13 protein-coding genes are annotated in these 16,306 nt (G+C 58.2%); 3 read left to right on the top strand and 10 right to left on the bottom strand.

The features are described from left to right. Positions 1-2 precede the first annotated feature (2 nt). The 6 genes from KGD89_RS15905 to KGD89_RS15880 all read right to left on the bottom strand — a co-directional run bounded on the left by KGD89_RS15905 (position 3) and on the right by KGD89_RS15880 (position 8,317). Positions 3-1,319 carry a cellulase family glycosylhydrolase gene (locus tag KGD89_RS15905; RefSeq protein WP_025260759.1) on the bottom strand — a complete coding sequence of 439 codons (1,317 nt, stop codon included), beginning with the start codon at positions 1,317-1,319 and terminating at the stop codon, positions 3-5. Position 1,320: 1 nt separating this feature from the next. Next, the gene (locus KGD89_RS15900; protein WP_025260758.1) at positions 1,321-2,499 is read right to left on the bottom strand and encodes a glycosyltransferase; all 1,179 of its coding nucleotides are present in this window, start codon (positions 2,497-2,499) and stop codon (positions 1,321-1,323) included. Beyond that, positions 2,499-4,490: an exopolysaccharide transport family protein gene (locus KGD89_RS15895; protein ID WP_025260757.1), complete on the bottom strand. Its 1,992-nt coding sequence runs from the start codon at positions 4,488-4,490 to the stop codon at positions 2,499-2,501. The genes KGD89_RS15900 and KGD89_RS15895 overlap by 1 nt, the downstream gene beginning before the upstream one ends. A 16-nt stretch (positions 4,491-4,506) precedes the next feature. Further along, positions 4,507-5,283 (bottom strand): polysaccharide biosynthesis/export family protein, encoded by a 777-nt coding sequence (locus tag KGD89_RS15890; RefSeq protein ID WP_025260756.1) that lies wholly within the window; start codon positions 5,281-5,283, stop codon positions 4,507-4,509. A gap of 143 nt (positions 5,284-5,426) precedes the next feature. Next, on the bottom strand, positions 5,427-6,881 hold the full coding sequence (locus tag KGD89_RS15885; protein WP_025260755.1) for a mannose-1-phosphate guanylyltransferase/mannose-6-phosphate isomerase: 1,455 nt from the start codon (positions 6,879-6,881) through the stop codon (positions 5,427-5,429). Next, a complete protein-coding gene (locus tag KGD89_RS15880; protein WP_025260754.1) occupies positions 6,881-8,317 on the bottom strand; it encodes an undecaprenyl-phosphate glucose phosphotransferase in 1,437 nt (478 codons plus the stop codon). The genes KGD89_RS15885 and KGD89_RS15880 overlap by 1 nt, the downstream gene beginning before the upstream one ends. A gap of 482 nt (positions 8,318-8,799) precedes the next feature. On the opposite strand from KGD89_RS15880, the gene yegS reads away from it, so the two are divergent. After that, complete coding sequence (gene yegS, locus KGD89_RS15875; RefSeq protein WP_025260752.1) at positions 8,800-9,717, top strand: lipid kinase YegS; 918 nt, start codon at positions 8,800-8,802, stop codon at positions 9,715-9,717. Here yegS and KGD89_RS15870 read toward each other — a convergent pair. The 3 genes from KGD89_RS15870 to KGD89_RS15860 form a co-directional block, all read right to left on the bottom strand. Then, entirely contained in the window at positions 9,701-10,360 is a 660-nt protein-coding gene (locus KGD89_RS15870) for a response regulator (RefSeq protein WP_025260751.1), read from the bottom strand. The two genes, yegS and KGD89_RS15870, sit on opposite strands and share 17 nt — an antisense overlap. Continuing rightward, entirely contained in the window at positions 10,357-11,250 is an 894-nt protein-coding gene (locus tag KGD89_RS15865; RefSeq protein WP_025260750.1) for a sensor histidine kinase, read from the bottom strand. Before KGD89_RS15865 ends, KGD89_RS15870 begins: the two co-directional genes overlap by 4 nt. Before the next feature lie 266 nt (positions 11,251-11,516). Then, positions 11,517-11,927 (bottom strand): hypothetical protein, encoded by a 411-nt coding sequence (locus KGD89_RS15860; protein ID WP_038399922.1) that lies wholly within the window; start codon positions 11,925-11,927, stop codon positions 11,517-11,519. A 492-nt stretch (positions 11,928-12,419) separates the two neighbouring features. Between KGD89_RS15860 and KGD89_RS15855 the strand changes: the two genes are divergently transcribed. Both KGD89_RS15855 and KGD89_RS15850 read left to right on the top strand, forming a co-directional pair. Beyond that, positions 12,420-13,352 carry a chemotaxis protein CheV gene (locus KGD89_RS15855; protein WP_025260749.1) on the top strand — a complete coding sequence of 311 codons (933 nt, stop codon included), beginning with the start codon at positions 12,420-12,422 and terminating at the stop codon, positions 13,350-13,352. Positions 13,353-13,434: 82 nt separating this feature from the next. Next, positions 13,435-14,244, top strand: a complete 810-nt coding sequence (locus KGD89_RS15850) for an MOSC domain-containing protein (RefSeq protein ID WP_025260748.1) — start codon at positions 13,435-13,437, stop codon at positions 14,242-14,244. Between the two features lie 54 nt (positions 14,245-14,298). Here the strand turns inward: KGD89_RS15850 and KGD89_RS15845 are convergent, their stop codons facing one another. Continuing rightward, positions 14,299-16,227 carry a transglycosylase SLT domain-containing protein gene (locus tag KGD89_RS15845; protein ID WP_025260747.1) on the bottom strand — a complete coding sequence of 643 codons (1,929 nt, stop codon included), beginning with the start codon at positions 16,225-16,227 and terminating at the stop codon, positions 14,299-14,301. Positions 16,228-16,306 lie beyond the last annotated feature (79 nt).

Here is a 16,306-nt window from a genome sequence, read left to right as displayed (position 1 = left end):
GATTATGGATTCCATTCCAGAATTTGCAGGGTGGGTTTAAGGGCCAGGCTGATGCCCTGGCTACCGGATAATGGAATGTGGGTGCCGGTCAGCGGGTCATGCACGATGCCCTCATGGATTTGCGGAAAATTCAAGGTGGTGCCGGTGGCGCTCCAGAACATCAGCAGGCGTTTGCCGTCGCTGCGTGTCCATGGCACGGCAAACAGGTCATTGGGGACAGTGCTGACGGTTGGCGGGGCGGCTGGCTCCAGGCGCGGCCCGGTGATGTTCAGAAAGTTTTGCAGCGCGGTATAGACCGGTTTGGGGTTGGCTTGCAGATCGAGCAGGCCGTAACCCTGATCGCGGGCGCTGGCGCGTTCGTCCAGATCGCTGAGGTTGAACAGGAAGATGCGCTGGAAATCCAGGGCGCTCATCAGTGCCAGGCGGCGCAGGGTGTAGTCGGCCTGGCCCTGAGTGCCGATGATGGCCTGCATTTCCACCGGGCCGGCATAGCTCGACCAGCCCCATTCGGTGGCCCAGACCTGTGACACGCCATTGCTGTGCAGCAACTGGTTCATGGCATTGGAGCGCACCAGGAAATCCCGATCCGCGACCGAGTCGCCTTCGGGGTATTCGGAGTAAGGGTGATAGGCCGCCACAATGTTCTGCGAACCCAAGCCGTTTTCCACCAGCGTCTGCAGCATGTAGCCCGAGCGGTGCTGCATCTGGCTGTAGTAGGCCATGCCGGCTGTCACGATGGTCTTGTCCGGCATGACAGAACGGATCGCATTGGCGGTGGTGAACAGCAGATTACTGTAGGCAACCGGGTCGGCCTGGGGCAGCCAGATGATGTTTGGCTCATTCCAGACCTGCCAGTTGCCGACATGAGGATAACGCTGGGCCAGTGCCGCCATGCGTGAGGCGAAGACGTTGAAGTCCAGCGGAGGATACTGATCACGACTCGCCGCGGTAGAAACCGAACTGCTGGCGAAGGGGGCCGAGCCCACCAGATAGGCGAGGGTGTTGTAGCGATGGCTTTTGATGGCAGCCATGGCGTTATCAAGATCCGTGAGGTTGTACTGATCCTGGACCGGCTCGATGATTGGCCAGTGAATGGTCAGTCGCACCCAGTTCAGCCCCAGTGCGTCCAGACGCTCCATCTGCTGCTGATAGTTCTCCGGGGCGAAATACTGGAACTGCACGTTGACGCCCAGAAAGTCCTTCCAGACCACCGCGCGCGGTGCCTGCAGAACGGTCGCTGCCTGAGCGACGGTTCCCAGAGTCATCGCGCTTGTCAGCAGTACCGCGATGGCCAGCCATGATCTTGATGTGCGCCGCATATCAGTTCACCTCGCATGCCTGCCGGAATACATCCCTGAAACGTTCTGCCGTCTGACTCCAGACCCGGGTCTTGCCTATGCGCGTAGCGTTTTCGGACCACTCGATGGCCATCCGTGGTGCCGCGCAGATACGATTCAATGCCTCGGTCAGGGCCGCTACATCGCCCTGAGGGTAGATCATGCCGTTGCCATGGGAGACTTCTTCGGCAAACGAGCGGGCATCCGACGTGATGACTCCGCGACCGCAGGCGGTGGCCCATGACAGCGCGCCGCTGGTGCCGCGCAGCTTGCCCAGAAGCTTCAGTTTGCTGGACTCGCGATAGGGAAGGACCATCACATGATGGGCCTGGATGACATGGGCGATCTGTTCGGCGGGCAGGTCGAGTTGCCAGTCCACCAGGTCCGCCAGACCCAGTTGCCGGATGCGCAGACGCAACTGATCCAGATAGCTGCCCGACGGCCCGAAGGCCATTTCCGGTTCGCTGCCACCGGCCAGTGTCAGTCGCACAGTGGAACGCAATTGCGGCTGGGCGACAAAGACATTGGCCAGAGCATCCAGAAGATCCTCGATACCCTTGCCGCGATAGATGAAGCCGAAATACAGCAACCGCAGAGGCTGCAAGGCCGGCAATGGCACCGGTTCGATTGCCAGGTTGCCATGACTGATCACGGCCATCTGCGACTGCTCCAGTCCCATGCGCTGTTTCAGGCTCTGACTGCCGGCCTGAGTCAGGGTGATCAGACGGGTCATGCTTCTTGCCAGTTGACGCTCTTCGCGCAGGCATAACGGGTCGGCCAGTACCGTGGCGATTTCCGGCAGGGGAGAGCGCATGTTGCTGGCCAGGGATAATGGCCATGGCAGTTTTTCCCGGCGCCATACAAGACGCTCCGGATCATGCACGGTGGCGGTCAGTGGCAAATGAGGGAAGCGCTGACGCAACGCCCGCAATGCCTGAAATTCTGCCAGCCGTCCGCCGCCCAGCTCGGCATGGACCAGGTCGATGCCGCTCCAGTCGGTTTCGGCGACACGTTGTTCGGCCTGGCGAGGATCGTTGCCGATCCCCTGCAAGGGCGTGCGCACCTGCACGCCCAGCTCTTGCAGGGCATGCTTGAGATGCCCGGCATAATCGGCGATACCGTTCTGCTCCGGTGGCAGCGGGGCGAGCAGGGCAATTTGCATCAGGCACGGCTCCCGATGCGCTTCAGGAACTTCAGGACGTGCTCCGGTACTTCAAAGCGGCGACGGTTGAGGATCACGCCGTCGACCTTCTTGAACGCAGTGTTCAGGGTGGTCAGGGCATCTTCGAGCATCGGCACGGTGGTCTGCTCGGCACGCACCACCAACACGATCTGATCGGCATCTCGCAGCAGGACAAAAGCCTCCTGGTTGCCGTAAACACCCGAAGCATTGATCAACACGATCTCTCCCGGTTTGGCCGGCCCACGGCCTTCAGTGCGTACGCTATGGCCTTGTTCGGTCAGCAGCGTACTCAGGCGCGAGATGACAAAGTTCACCCCTTCGCCCCTATGCACGGAGGTAAAACCGATGGCCAGGCCTTTTTGCGCAACCTGACCCAGAGGCAGGATGCCGTAGATCCGGTGCAGGTTGGCCGTCAGGGCTGCACTGCGATCCTGGGCACGTTCCAGATCCGGAAGGCTGGTCCAGACCGGTACGCCAAAACGTCCTTCGATCTTGTCGCCATCGTGGATGCGCTGATCCAGCAAGTAGAAGAAGTACAACGCCAGGAAACCCACGACAACGCTCAACGGGAAGGCCAGCAGCAGCATCAACAGACTTTTCGGGAAGACCCGGCTGGCGTTGAACGTAGCGTCTTCGATGGTGGCGATGTTGCTGATCTGGCTGTTATCCAGTTCGCGGTCGATGCGCGCCTTTTCCAGGCTGTCGGTGTAGAGCGCGTAGCTTTTCTGGGCGGCATCCAGCTCGTTCTGCAAGCGCGAAAGCTCAGGCTCCAGTTTCAGTGCCAACTGACGGTCGCTTTCCAGTTGGGCCAGTTGCGCGTTCTGCTGTGCCAGTTGGGTTTGCAGGCGGGCGTAGCTGGTCTGCTGATCGGCATACACGTTCTGCATGCGGTTATAGATAGGGTTTGGCGTGATGCTTTCGGAGCGCTGGATGGTTGCGTCCTGTTCCTTGAGCAGTTGCTTGAGGTTGTTGATTTCCTCGTTGGCGGCACGCACCGGTGGCGCCTGTTCCTTGAACGAGCGCAGCAGTTCCTGACGCTCGACTTCCTTGCCGTTGATACGGTTTTGCAGGTCCTGGCGGTTGGGGTTCAACGCCAGCTCACGGCCTGCCGAGACGGTCTTGGGTTGCGCGGCCAGCTGTGTCTTCAGCGTGTCGAGTCCGGCCTTGGTGGAGGCGATGGCGCGGATGGTGTTGTTGCGTTCGGTACGCAGGTCATTGAGGCCCTGGGATGTATCGGCCAGGCGCTGGGAAATGCTCACTGCACCCAACTGGTTCAGATAGCCCTGGATCTGTTGTTTGTACGAAATGATGTTGGCGCCAATCGCCTTGACTTCGGTTTCGTAGAATCCGTACAGGCTGACGCGTCCCAGGGTCTTGGTGCGTTGCAACTGGTATTCATCGATCCAGGTCTTGAGCACGATCTGCGCGGTCACCGGGTCATTCCAGGTGAAGGTCAGCTCCATCACCGATGAGCCCTGTTCGTGACGGACCTTGAAGTTCTTCTCCAGGTCTTCGGCCATGCGCTCGACCGGCGTGCGCTTTTCCGCAAGTCCCAGGAATTGCAGCACGCTGTGACCCGCCTCGAAGATCGAGCGCACGACGTACTTGATGCCGTTTTTCACCGAAGCCATGACGCCGGTTTCAGGCTCGATCTTGGACAGCTCGTTCAGGTACTTCTCGGCCACCATACGCATGATCGGGCGACCGGTGAGCATGCGCTCTTCGTCCAGCAACGGGTCACGAAGGCCGTTGGGCACCACGATCGCCTGGCGGTCTGACAGCTCGATGGGCACGGTGCTGGTGTCACGACCGGGCTTGACCAGCAACAGCGCGGTGGACTCATAACGGTTGGGCAGCAGGAACGCGCCCAGAATGACGATGACGAAGGTCACCATCACGGTGATCTTTACTTCGCGCTTGAAGATAAAAAACAGGCGTAGCAGATCGCGAAATGAACGGATATTGATCATGTCTTTTCCCTGACGATTAGTTGTTGTTACGCAACTCGTAATTCATGCCCAGACCTATCGATTTCGCGAAAGGAATCAACTGGTTGAAGTACAGGTTGACACCGTCCACCTTGTTTCCGACCGAGGATTTGGGGACGAACACTACATCGCCGCGTTGCAGCAGGACCGGTGCTCGAGGACCACCGGCGTCTGCCCAGAGAAACTTGCTGTAATCGAAAAAGTAGGTCTTGTAGAGGCCGTTTTCTTCAAGGCGCAGCAGCGCCACCTGACGGGCATCTGCATCCAGTGCGACCCCGCCGGCGCCGACCAGGGCCTGCTCCAGATTGGTGGCCACATTGACTGGCAGAGTGACCGAGTTGCGTACCGCGCCGCCCACGAAGACGGTATTGCCCGGTGACTGGGAAATATTGATGGTCAGGGCGGTTTCGCGATAGACATCCTTGAGCTTGCTTTCCAGTACGTCGTTCAATTGCGGCAGGGTCAGGCCGGCCGCCTTGACCGTACCGATGTAGGGATAGGAAAAGGTCCCGTCATTGAGGACTTGAAAAAGCGTCAGCTCATAGATGGAGTTGGCGGTGAACGCCGATATGGATGGCGCCTCCCCGGTATTGCGCACGATACGCAAGGTATCTCCGGGGCGAATCCGTTCCGGTGGCAAGGGTTTGCCCGCCAGAGCCCGGCCAGCCGCCTGACCGGCCTCTATCTGGGCCTCGTCATCGGGCAAGCCGACCCTGGCGGGGGTATTGCAAGCGCTTAGCAGCAATACGCTGATTAACAGCAGAATGCTTTTCATCGGTCCTGAACTCCTGTCATGCACGAATAAGGCTCCCTTTCGGGTAAAGAAATCATGTTGGCCGGTACTGCCTGTCCAGTGCGTGGTGGTTCAGTTCCTCATCGTTGTGTGTGTACGTGCCATGGTGTCCTTACCGTCGAACTTCATGCCTTGGCCGCTTCCGGTGCCCGGCCATAAATGTCAGTGAAACGCACGATGTCGTCTTCCCCCAGATACTCGCCGCTCTGGACTTCGATCATCACCAGATCGATGACTCCCGGATTGACCAGACGGTGCGTGTGGCCGGGTTTGATGAAGGTCGACTCATTGGTGTCGAGCATGAATTCCCGCTCGCCATTGGTGACCCGTGCCATGCCGCTGACCACGATCCAGTGTTCGCTGCGATGGTGGTGCATCTGCAGTGACAGCGAGCCTTGCGGGCGAACCACGATACGTTTGATCTTGAAGCGCTTGCCTTCTTCGAGCACGGTGTAAGTGCCCCATGGCCGGGTGACGGTGCGGTGCAGGCGATAGGCATCGTGACCCTGGCGCTTGAGTTCCTGGGCGATGATTTTCACGTCCTGGCTGCGCGTGCCATCGGCGATCAGCAAGGCGTCCGGCGTATCGATGATGACCAGATTGTCCAGGCCCACCGCACCCACCAGGCGTTTCGGCGAGTCGATGTAGCAGTTGGTCACGTCATGCAATACGGTCTGGCCATTGCATTGGTTGCCCTGTGCATCTGCGGCAGTGAGTTCGCGCACGGCCTGCCAGGAGCCAATATCGCTCCAGCCCAGCTGGCACGGCACCACGGCGACTTTCTGCGAGCGTTCCATCAGCGCGTAATCGATGGAGATGTCCGGCACCTGGCCGAACAGCTCGCTGTCCAGTTCCAGTTGCAGTTCATGGTTGCCTTCTTTGCTGATGCTCTTTTCAAGACAGGCCTTGACCGCTTTCAGCACGTCGGGAGCATGGATTTCAAGTTCGCGCAGTACGGCATCGACGCGCATGCAGAACATCCCTGCATTCCACAGATGCAGTCCGCCGTCCACATAACCCTGGGCAGTGGCTTCATCCGGCTTCTCGACGAACCGTGCGACCTGATAGCCCTCGGCATTGAGTGACGGGCCTTTTTCGATATAGCCGAAACCGGTTTCCGGTTTGGTCGGCAGAATCCCGAAGGTCACCAGCCAGCCTTGTTCGGCCAGTTCCTGGGCGACTCCTACCGCTTTTGAGAAGGCGTCGACATCGGTGATCAGGTGGTCGGCGGGCAGCACCAGCAGCTTGGCGTTGTCGCCATACAACCGGGCCACATGCAGCGCCGCCGCGGCGATGGCTGCCGCCGTGTTGCGGCCAAAAGGCTCAAGGATGAAATCCAGAGGCAGTCTGGTCTTGTTGAGCTGGCGATAGTCGTCAGCTGTGCGGAAATACACTTCACGGTTGGTGACCGTCAGCAGCCGCTCGACTTCCGGCAGCCCTGTGGCGCGTTTGAAGGTTTTTTGCAGCAGACTTTCGCCATCGGGAAGGCGCATGAAAGGCTTGGGCATGGCTTCGCGAGAGACTGGCCAGAGTCGGGTGCCGGACCCGCCGGCGATGATGCAGGGGATGAGATTGCTCATCAATAAGCCTCACGAGTGAAGAGCACTGCCGGAACAGTGCGCATAAGGATGTAAAGGTCGAACCAGACGGACCAGTTTTCTATGTACTCAAGATCGAATTCGACGCGCTTTTCGATTTTTTCCACGGTGTCTGTTTCACCACGATAGCCATGGATCTGTGCCAGGCCGGTGATGCCTGGCTTGACCCTGTGGCGTGACGTGTACTCCTTCACCGCTTGCTCGAAGAGAATGCCGGCCGCTTTGGTTGCCGTTGCATGGGGCCGAGGTCCCACCATCGACATGCTGCCTGCCACGACATTGAACAACTGTGGCAGCTCATCCAGGCTGGTCTTGCGTATGAAGCGCCCGACTCGAGTGACCCTGGCGTCACCTCGGGTGGTTTGTTGCTCGGCGGTTGCATCGGCCTGATGCTGATGCATGGAGCGAAACTTGAAGACCTCGATCAATCGGTTGTTGTAGCCATAACGTTTTTGCCGGAACAGCACCGGGCCCGGAGAATCAAGTTTGATTGCCAGGGCGATGAGCAGCATGACCGGTGACAGCGCCAGCACCGCCAGGGTCGACAGCACAATGTCTTCGGCACGCTTGAAGAACGGCGACCAGCCATTGAGCGGCACATCGGAGGCATTGAACATCGGCAGCTTGGCGACTTCGGTAATGCGATTGTGGGTGTGCCGGAAGGCGATCATGTCCGGCACCAGCAAGACATTCACCGGCAGCCTGCGCAGTTCGCGAATGATGTAGTCCATGCGGTTTTCGGCAGTCCAGGGCAGGGCAACCAGCACCTGGGTAACTTTTTCCTCACGGATCAATCGCTCCAGATCGCTGGTGTTGCCCAGCAACGGCAGGTTGGCGACGGTCTTGGGCATGCGACCGATGCGGTCATCGATGAAGCCGGTTACCCCCGAACGGATATCCTGATGCTCAAGCAGGTATTCGGCCAGGCGCATGCCGTTTTCCGTAGCCCCCAGAATCACGGCGTTCTGCAGGAAGATGCCTTTACGCATCTGGTGCTTGAAAAACACCAGCATCAGCAAACGGACGATGCAGAACAGAGCCAGGCTGCTGAGGTACCAGAAAATCAGTTGCTCGTTGCTCAGGTGCTCGAAAAAGCCCATGGTCTGGTGCATGAACAGCAAGAGGCCAAAGGCGGCAGACCAGGCGAAAGCAATGACGCGCAAGCGCAATGCGTTGCTGAACAGCGCTTCGGAGTAAACCCCCAGTGCCTGAAAGATCAGGACGCAGACGACACTGAAGAACAGCGGCATCAGTGCGTAGTCCTTGAGGTTTTCGATAGTGCCGTTGTGCATCATCGCGAGGATCAGCATCCCCGGCAGGATGCAGGAAACTCCATGTATCAGACGGATGCCTAAAAGGAAGTATTCGACCAGGCTGGTGCGTGTCAGCGAAAGACTGTCGACTGGTTGCAACCGCATAAAGCTCCCTCACTACATGGCACTCATGGCTCGAGCACCGGTCCATGATCTGTCAGTCGTCATATCGTAGAGTCAAAAAAATATCTTTTCTATTTATTTGTCTTAAGAAAAGCCATTTATTTGTCGTTTTTGGTTTTTTCCCTTGTTCTCCTGAAGTATTGTCAATTCTTTCAAGGTATCCAAAGCCTTTGATAGCGTAAGTGTTTCTCTGCATTTTGAAGGTTAACCACCTCAAATGGGGGGTTCTTGACAGTAAAGCTCATGACACAAAAAAAGTTTCACTCTGGCGATATTATTTTGCCCTTGATAGTGCTGCACAGGGTCTTCGAGGACTTTTTCCCCAGTAATTTCGGGTAATCCTGCGTTGTTGGTGCCCCGGAAAAAATTATCCTCAGGGACGGGCCTTTTCCTGCCCGGCGGGGTCACATCAAGTGCTATACGGAAATTGTGTCTGTACAGATCATCGAACATGGGGAGGCGTCATGACAAAACGCAGAGCGATTCTGATTCTGCACGGCAAGCAGTCGCTTAACGAGGATGTCCGCAACGCCGTGCTGGAAAAGCGCAAACAAGGTTGGGACCTTGATGTGCGACTGACCTGGGAGGGCGGTGATGCCCAGCGGCTGGTCACCGAGGCGCTGGCCGCAGGGCACCGGCATATCATTGCCGGAGGCGGTGACGGGACGGTACGCGACATAGCCGAAGCGCTGGCCCAGGCTCGTACCAACAGCAGTATGGTTATCCTGCCACTGGGCACTGCCAACGATTTCGCCCGGGCTGCTGGTGTACCGCTGGAAGTGGCTGACGCGCTGGATCTGCTGGATGTGGAGCCGCGTGCAGTGGACCTCGGCGAAGTCGGCGGCAAATTGTTCCTGAACATGGCCACCGGTGGCTTTGGCAGCCAGGTCACGGCCAATACGTCCGAAGACCTGAAAAAGGTGCTGGGCGGCGCAGCCTATCTGTTTACCGGGCTGTCGCGCTTCAGCGAGCTGCATGCTGCTCACGGTGAGCTGGTCGGGCCGGACTTCCACTGGCGTGGCAATCTGTTGGCCCTGGGCATCGGTAACGGTCGTCAGGCCGGAGGCGGACATGTGCTGTGTCCAGAGGCGATGGTCGATGATGGCATGCTGGATATCAGCATCCTGCCAGCGCCCCAGGAAGTGGTCGGCACGCTCAAGAGCCTGCTCGAAGGCGGCCTGGGGATCGACAACATGTTTGTACGTGCCCGCTTGCCCTGGGTCGAACTCAAGTCTGCCCAGGGGCTGGACATCAATCTGGATGGTGAGCCGCTATCGGGCGAGAACCTGCGTTTCGTGGCACGTCCGGCGGCCTTGCAGGTCCATCTGCCGAAGAATTCACCTGTACTCGGAGCGGTTCAGGCGCTCAATCGTCCAGACTGATGATCCGTTCACGCACGCTGAACAGTACCAACCCGGCAACATCGTAGATCTGCAGGCGCTTCATGATCTGCGATCGGTGACTCTCCACGGTCTTGATGCTCAGGCCCAGTCCAATGGCGATTTCCCGGGTGGATTTGCCTCGTACCACCAGACGCAGTATCTCCAGTTGGCGAGCGGTGAGATTGTATTTGTCCAGGGCTTCGGACCTGTTGGTGCGCGGACCGCGCAAGGCCCGGTTGATCACGGTATGGGCGATGGCGGGGCTCAGATAGCGTTCGTCGTTGCGCAGGGCTTCCAGCGCCTGCTCCAGCTCTCTGGCGGTAGCATCCTTGAGCAGATAGCCGTGAGCCCCCATTTCCAGGGCGCCCATGATTGTGTCGGGGTCGGTGTGCATGGAGATGATCAGCACTTTGCTGTGGGGCTGTACCGCAAGCAGTTGCTCCAGAGCATCCAGGCCATTGGTGTCCTTCATGGTAATGTCCAGAAGGATGATGTCAGGTTGCAGTTCGAGCGCAAGGCTCGCCAGCTGGCTGCCATCGGCCGCTTCGCCAATGACGGCGTAGCCGGGAATGTCTGAAATCAGAGCGCGTACGCCCGCCCTGATCAGCGAGTGGTCATCGATCAGCAGTAGATTGCAAGTCATTGAGGCTTCTTGTGTGCATTGGCCCGCTCGTGTGTACGAGGGGCCCAGGGAAACAATACGTCGATCTGTGTGCCTTGCCCCGGCGTGCTGTGCAGGCTCCAGGAACCATTGAGCAAGGCGACGCGTTCGGCCATGCCTGCCATGCCGCGCTGGCCGGCATCTGCGGGGTTGTCTGTTGGCTCGAAGCCGACGCCGTCATCCGAGATAAAGAGCGAAAGCCCGCCGGGCAGGCGCTGCAGGCGCACCAGCAGGTTTTTCGCATGGGAGTGACGCAGCACGTTGGTCACGGCCTCCTGAGCGATACGAAAGGCGGCCATGGCCATTTCTTCGGGAATGCCGGCCAGCCGCTGCTGACACTCCAGGCTCCAGCGTACCTGACTGTCGCTGAGGTTCTTCAGCAGATGGGCTCGCAGGCTGGCCTCCAGTCCCAGGCTCGACAGCTGGCGGGGATTGAGAATGCTGGACAGGTCGCGCACTTTATCCAGGGTTTCTTCAAGGATGGCATTCAGCTGTGCGCCGTGGGATTGCGCCTCTGCGGGCAGGCGACGCTCCAGCCAGTTGCACTGGATCTTTGCCGCAGTGAGCATCTGTCCGATGTCGTCGTGCAGTTCCCGGCTGAGTCGATGACGTTCGCTTTCCTGAACCTCCAGCATACGTTCGGCCAGTTCCTGAGGCTTGAGCTGGATCAGCTGGCGGTTGCGCAGTTGGGTGAGCCAGATACTGATGAAGGTGATCAGGTTGAGGGCAAGCAGTGGAAGGGGCAGGGCATCGGTACTCAGGAACAGCCCGATGTTGCCCAGGATTGCGCTTATGCACAGTGCATTGGTCAGCCAGTGGCCGTTTTTCGTGTTCAGGTATCGAAACCCTGAGAGCTTCCTGCTGACATGCATAACGAATGGCGCCACTTGTATGGTCGGTGCGGATCGATATCCGGCAGTTGTATAACAGCTCGTCAACTCAAGAGTCTGTCCATTCCCGGTCAGTAATCTTGTCTCAATGCAGGACGATTTAATGGTTAACCTGCATTTCTGTAAACAGAAAATTGCCGGTCAATATGTGTGGTGGGCATTCTTAATAATGTTTCTGGATGTTTTCATGGGGTTGCAGAGTTTAAAAAGGAAGGGGCTTTGGGCAGGGATGGCTTGTAAACCTGCTGTTACTGGTCGCTGATACTGGAGATTTCAGACAACTTTGCCAGAAGCGCCTGCTGCTCATCGCAATCCATGAGCAGTTCGCCGGTTTGCGGATCGATCAGTTCCAGTTGCCAGGACATCAATTCCAGGCAGCTTTTCAGCGTATTCAGGATTTCCGGCGAAAAGCCCGGGTACTGGCAGGCTTCGCTGAGCCACTGCTGCAGCTTTCTGGAGAAATCGGCAAGGCTTTCGATCGAAGCGCTCTGTGCTTCGAGGCTCAGTTTGAGCAGATTGGTCAGCAGGCCTTCGATGGCGTCTTCATCGTCGCCGATCATTTCCAGGTGTGACAGGCATTCCTCTGACTTGCAGAGAAGGTTCTGCGAGTTGCTAAGGAACTGATCGTGTTTTTCCTGCCACTCATTACTGTTCAGCATCCTCTGTCTCCACGCATTTCAGGTAGCGAATTTGTTTCGCCCGCAGCGAATGGACGACAGTTAATGGTGATTTCAAATGAATGTATGTAGGGGGTTTCCGAATATTGCTTAAGGATTGCTTGTGAACATCTGAAAAATGAAGCCTTGAGTGGCGCCAAACCGTTGTCGGACTGGAACACGAACACAGGCATGATTCCATTCGTTCACTGTGAATGGCGTCACAATAATGGCTATTGGGAGTTGAGAATATCAGGTCAGCCCTGATAAGGGCTCAGGGGTACCCCTAGGCTCGAATGCGTCGAGTCTGTTTTTTGTAGGGGTCAAAGAAGAGTTTTCTGTCATATTTGACCGCAGGCAGTGCGACATCAGTAAAGCATGATGGTAATGTGACATCAATGCTTGGACATTGTATTTATGGCTATTAAGGTCCGGGCTGTTGCAGCCGATACAGGTACTGCAGACCCATCGTGATCAACGCTTCAGGAGCTATAAATGGCTGGCATTCTCGACACAGTAGATCAACGCACACAGCTGGTGGGCGAGAATCGCCTGGAAATCCTCATGTTTCGCCTTGCCGGTCGTCAGTTGTTCGCGATCAACGTGTTCAAGGTCCAGGAAGTGCTCCAGCTACCCAAGCTGACCCTGATGCCGCAGCGTCACTCCTTTGTCTGTGGTGTGGTCAACCTGCGTGGCCAGACGCTGCCGGTGATCGACCTGTCCCAGGCGATCGGCATGCGCCCGCTGGTTCCAGGCCCGGGCAGCACCATCATCGTGACCGAATACAACCGCTCCGTGCAGGCGTTCCTGGTCGGCGGCGTGGACCGTATCGTCAACATGAACTGGGATGCAATCATGCCGCCGCCAGCCAGCGCCGGTCGCCAGCATTACCTGACTGCCATCAGCAAGGTCGATGACCAGTTGGTGGAGATTATCGACGTGGAAAAAGTCCTCGCCGAGATCGTGCCCTACAACGCCAAGGTGTCCCGCGAGAAGCTGGAAGATCCGGCTCTGGAGCAGGCTCGTGGTCGTGAAATCCTTCTGGTGGACGACTCCAAGGTGGCTCTGGCCCAATTGCGCGACACTCTTTCGCAACTGGGGCTCAAGCTGCATGTGGCCAGCGATGGTCTCAAGGCGCTGAACATGCTCAAGGGCTGGGCGGACGCCGGGGAGAACGTCGAGGAAAAACTGCTGATGGTCTTTACCGATGCCGAGATGCCTGAAATGGACGGTTATCGCCTGACCACGGAAATCCGCAACGACCCGCGTCTGCGCAGTCTGTACATCGTGTTGCACACCTCATTGTCCGGCAGTTTCAACGAATCCATGGTCAAGAAGGTCGGTTGCGACAACTTCCTCTCCAAGTTCCAGCCCGACAAACTGGTTGAAGTCGTACGCCAGCGCCTGTTGATGGTCAGCGACGGCTGAAACATTTGCTGCTTTGCCTGGGGCGCCTCGTATAAGCTGCGACTTTCATGTCGCAGTTTTTCGAGCCACCAAGGAACAGGCAATGCTACGTCTCGCTTCTCTTTATCGTTTCCCCCTCAAATCCTGTAAAGCCGAAGTGCTGCAGCGCGCAGCGTTCGATGAGTTGGGGCTGGCAGGCGATCGACGCTGGATGCTGGTGGACGCAAACAGCGGACGGTTCTTCACTCAGCGTGCCTTGCCGCACATGTCGCAACTGTCCGTTCTGTGGAATGCGGCAGGTGGTGTGACCCTTTCTGCTCCCGGTTTCCAGCCTCTGGATGTGGCTCTGCCTGTCGATGTGGAGGCGACTCTGCGCGGTGTGACGGTCTGGCGCGATACCTTGCAGGTGCCGGATGCGGGAGAGGAGGCGGCCGCCTGGGTCAGCGAATTCATCGGCAAGCCGACCCGCATGGTGTATGTGCCGGTGGATCGCGCACGCTCGCTGCCCAGTGGCTATGGCACAGGCGCTGACAAGGTTTCGTTTGCCGATGGTTTCCCCTTGCTGCTCATTGGCCAGGGTTCGCTCGACGATCTGTCTGCCAGAATCGGGCGTCCTCAGGAGATGCTGCGCTTCAGGCCCAATCTGGTCATCGAAGGTGCCGAGGCCTTTGCCGAGGACAACTGGAAACGCATCCGCATCGGTGAGATGGAGTTTCGCATCCTCAAGCCTTGCGCACGCTGCATCCTGACCACCATCGATCCGGCTACCGGCCAGCGCAGCGAAGACCGTGAGCCTCTGACGACTCTCAAGACTTATCGTGAAGTCGAGGGGGATGTGATGTTTGGCCAGAATATGGTCAATGACGGGCCGGGTGTGCTGGAAGTGGGGATGCCGGTGGAGATTCTGGAGTAACTGGCTGTGTCGAGGAGGGCAAGGCAGCGCGGCTGACTTGCCCTCCAGCAGCGTTTACAGATCGTCGAAGAACCGCTCATGCCAATCCACCAGCGGCTGTGGTGAATTGAGCTTCTGCCCGTAGATCACGGAATAAGACAGCACGTTTTGCACGTACTGGCGGGTTTCATCGAAGGGAATGCTTTCTACCCAGACATCGAATGCCAGATGGTTCGCGCCCTTGAGCCATTGGCGAACGCGGCCCGGGCCAGCGTTGTAAGCGGCGGAGGCGAGCACCCGGTTGCCATTGAACTGACCGTGAACCTGGCTCAGGTAGGCAGCACCCAGTTGAATGTTCTTGTCAGGATTGAACACCTGCTGTGGCGAGGCCAGCGGAATGCTGAACTTGCGGGCGGTTTCCTTGGCGGTGGCCGGCATCAACTGCATCAGGCCGCTGGCACCCACGCCTGAACGGGCGTCGTCCATGAATGCGCTTTCCTGGCGGGTAATGGCGAATACCCAGCTCGAATGGAGGCCGCGTACCTGAGCTTCACGGACCAGTGTGTCGCGGTGGGCCATGGGGAAGCGGATATCCAGATCGTCCCAGTACTGCGCCTGACTGATGGTGCGAATCGCCGGGAAGTACCACTTCATGTCATAGGCCAGCCTGGCCTGGGCAACCATTTCGTCACGGCTGAACAGACGGCTGACGTGATACCACTCGCGACGACCGTCGACGATTTCGCCGCGATCATGAAACTCCAGGGCGCGGCGTATGCCCGGCGTGTTGCGAACCTTGTTGACCAGGGCAGGGCTGAGCGCCAGAGGCTTGTTGTTGAGCTGGTATGGGCTCTGGGTCCGGTCGGCCGCCAGGAAGCCATAGAAATCGCGTTCCTTGGCCACGTCCTTGTACAGGCTCGGGATCAGCGGGTTGTTCGGCTGGGCAAGCTCGAGTGCGCGAGCTTCCCAATAGCGCCAGCGGTTGGTGCTTGCCAGATCCTGAGGCAGGCGGCGTGCCAGTTCGTAGGCATCCTCCCAGCGTCCCAGGCGTAACAGCAGGCGCAGGCGCCACTCGGTCACAGTGTTGTCCTGCAGCTCGGGGTCGTATTTGGTCATGACCTCCAGAGCTCGGTCGTCATAGCGACGGGCCAGGGTCAGGCCGATTTCCTTTGCGATCTCCACCTGTTCTTCACGGGAGAAGTGCATGGTCGCGGCGTAACCGTCGAGCATGGCCAGGGCTTTTTGCGGGTCCTGTCTGGCGAGGCGACGCAAGCCCAGACCCACCACATCTGACATGGCTTCATCCACAGGAGCGAACTGCGTCGGGTTATTGAGCATCTCCGGTTTCTGGGCAACGGCCAGCAGCAACTTGCCCTGAGGCGCCAGAGAGTTGAGGCTGTTGACCAGGGTGTTCGCCAGACTGTAGTTGCGCGCCTGGGCTGCCAGCTTGGCACGCTGCCAGCGTTTCTGTTCGGTCAACTGGCCAGCGGCAGCCCACTGGCTGAAGAATGCATCGCAGGCGGCCGGCTGGGTTTTGCCGGTCATCCACAGCTTTTCGGCGTTGGCATAGCCTTCGGCGCGCAGATTGTTGTTCAACTGGTATTGGCCGTACAGGCAGTCCAGTTCGACAAAATTCATCTTGGGGCTGTAGTACTTGACGAAGGGCTGCCAGTCGCCGCGTTCGGCCAGCCAGCGCAACCAGCGCAGTTTCATCCAGTTGGCCTGGGGCAGGTCGCCGTGTTCGGCCAGGAATCGTTCTATTTCCTGATTGCTGGCGGTCTTGAGGCGCGCAGTCAGTTCGTCGTATTCGAGGTAGGGCTCCAGCGGGTAAGTGGCCAGTGCCGATTTGTACATTTGATAAGGGCCCGAATCACCCTTGGCCAGTGCCCGTTTTGCTTCGTCGTAATATTGGCGTTGTTGGCTGAGGTCTGCCGCGTGAGCGTTCTGGGCCGCGGTGGCAGAGAGCAGCAGGCAGGATAAAAAGCTGAACAAGCGACTGCGCATGAGACTTCCGAGCAGATGATTCGTGAAAAGTGCCGCTAGCTTAGCCTTTTGCCAGCCTCGGGTGAAAGCATTGCCGCAG

The sequence above is a fragment of the Pseudomonas cichorii genome (genome assembly GCF_018343775.1).
In the GTDB taxonomy this organism is placed as follows: Bacteria; Pseudomonadota; Gammaproteobacteria; order Pseudomonadales; family Pseudomonadaceae; genus Aquipseudomonas; species Aquipseudomonas cichorii.
Note: the sequence above shows the minus strand (reverse complement) of the source record. Positions and strands in the feature narration are given on the sequence as shown.

What these genes read in the sequence shown, in the direction of transcription:
- KGD89_RS15905 (WP_025260759.1), bottom strand. Translation starts at nt 1,319, where the DNA reads ATGCGGCGCACATCAAGATCATGGCTGGCCATCGCGGTACTGCTGACA.
- KGD89_RS15900 (WP_025260758.1), bottom strand. Translation starts at nt 2,499, where the DNA reads ATGCAAATTGCCCTGCTCGCCCCGCTGCCACCGGAGCAGAACGGTATC.
- KGD89_RS15895 (WP_025260757.1), bottom strand. Translation starts at nt 4,490, where the DNA reads ATGATCAATATCCGTTCATTTCGCGATCTGCTACGCCTGTTTTTTATC.
- KGD89_RS15890 (WP_025260756.1), bottom strand. Translation starts at nt 5,283, where the DNA reads ATGAAAAGCATTCTGCTGTTAATCAGCGTATTGCTGCTAAGCGCTTGC.
- KGD89_RS15885 (WP_025260755.1), bottom strand. Translation starts at nt 6,881, where the DNA reads ATGAGCAATCTCATCCCCTGCATCATCGCCGGCGGGTCCGGCACCCGA.
- KGD89_RS15880 (WP_025260754.1), bottom strand. Translation starts at nt 8,317, where the DNA reads ATGCGGTTGCAACCAGTCGACAGTCTTTCGCTGACACGCACCAGCCTG.
- yegS (WP_025260752.1), top strand. Translation starts at nt 8,800, where the DNA reads ATGACAAAACGCAGAGCGATTCTGATTCTGCACGGCAAGCAGTCGCTT.
- KGD89_RS15870 (WP_025260751.1), bottom strand. Translation starts at nt 10,360, where the DNA reads ATGACTTGCAATCTACTGCTGATCGATGACCACTCGCTGATCAGGGCG.
- KGD89_RS15865 (WP_025260750.1), bottom strand. Translation starts at nt 11,250, where the DNA reads ATGCATGTCAGCAGGAAGCTCTCAGGGTTTCGATACCTGAACACGAAA.
- KGD89_RS15860 (WP_038399922.1), bottom strand. Translation starts at nt 11,927, where the DNA reads ATGCTGAACAGTAATGAGTGGCAGGAAAAACACGATCAGTTCCTTAGC.
- KGD89_RS15855 (WP_025260749.1), top strand. Translation starts at nt 12,420, where the DNA reads ATGGCTGGCATTCTCGACACAGTAGATCAACGCACACAGCTGGTGGGC.
- KGD89_RS15850 (WP_025260748.1), top strand. Translation starts at nt 13,435, where the DNA reads ATGCTACGTCTCGCTTCTCTTTATCGTTTCCCCCTCAAATCCTGTAAA.
- KGD89_RS15845 (WP_025260747.1), bottom strand. Translation starts at nt 16,227, where the DNA reads ATGCGCAGTCGCTTGTTCAGCTTTTTATCCTGCCTGCTGCTCTCTGCC.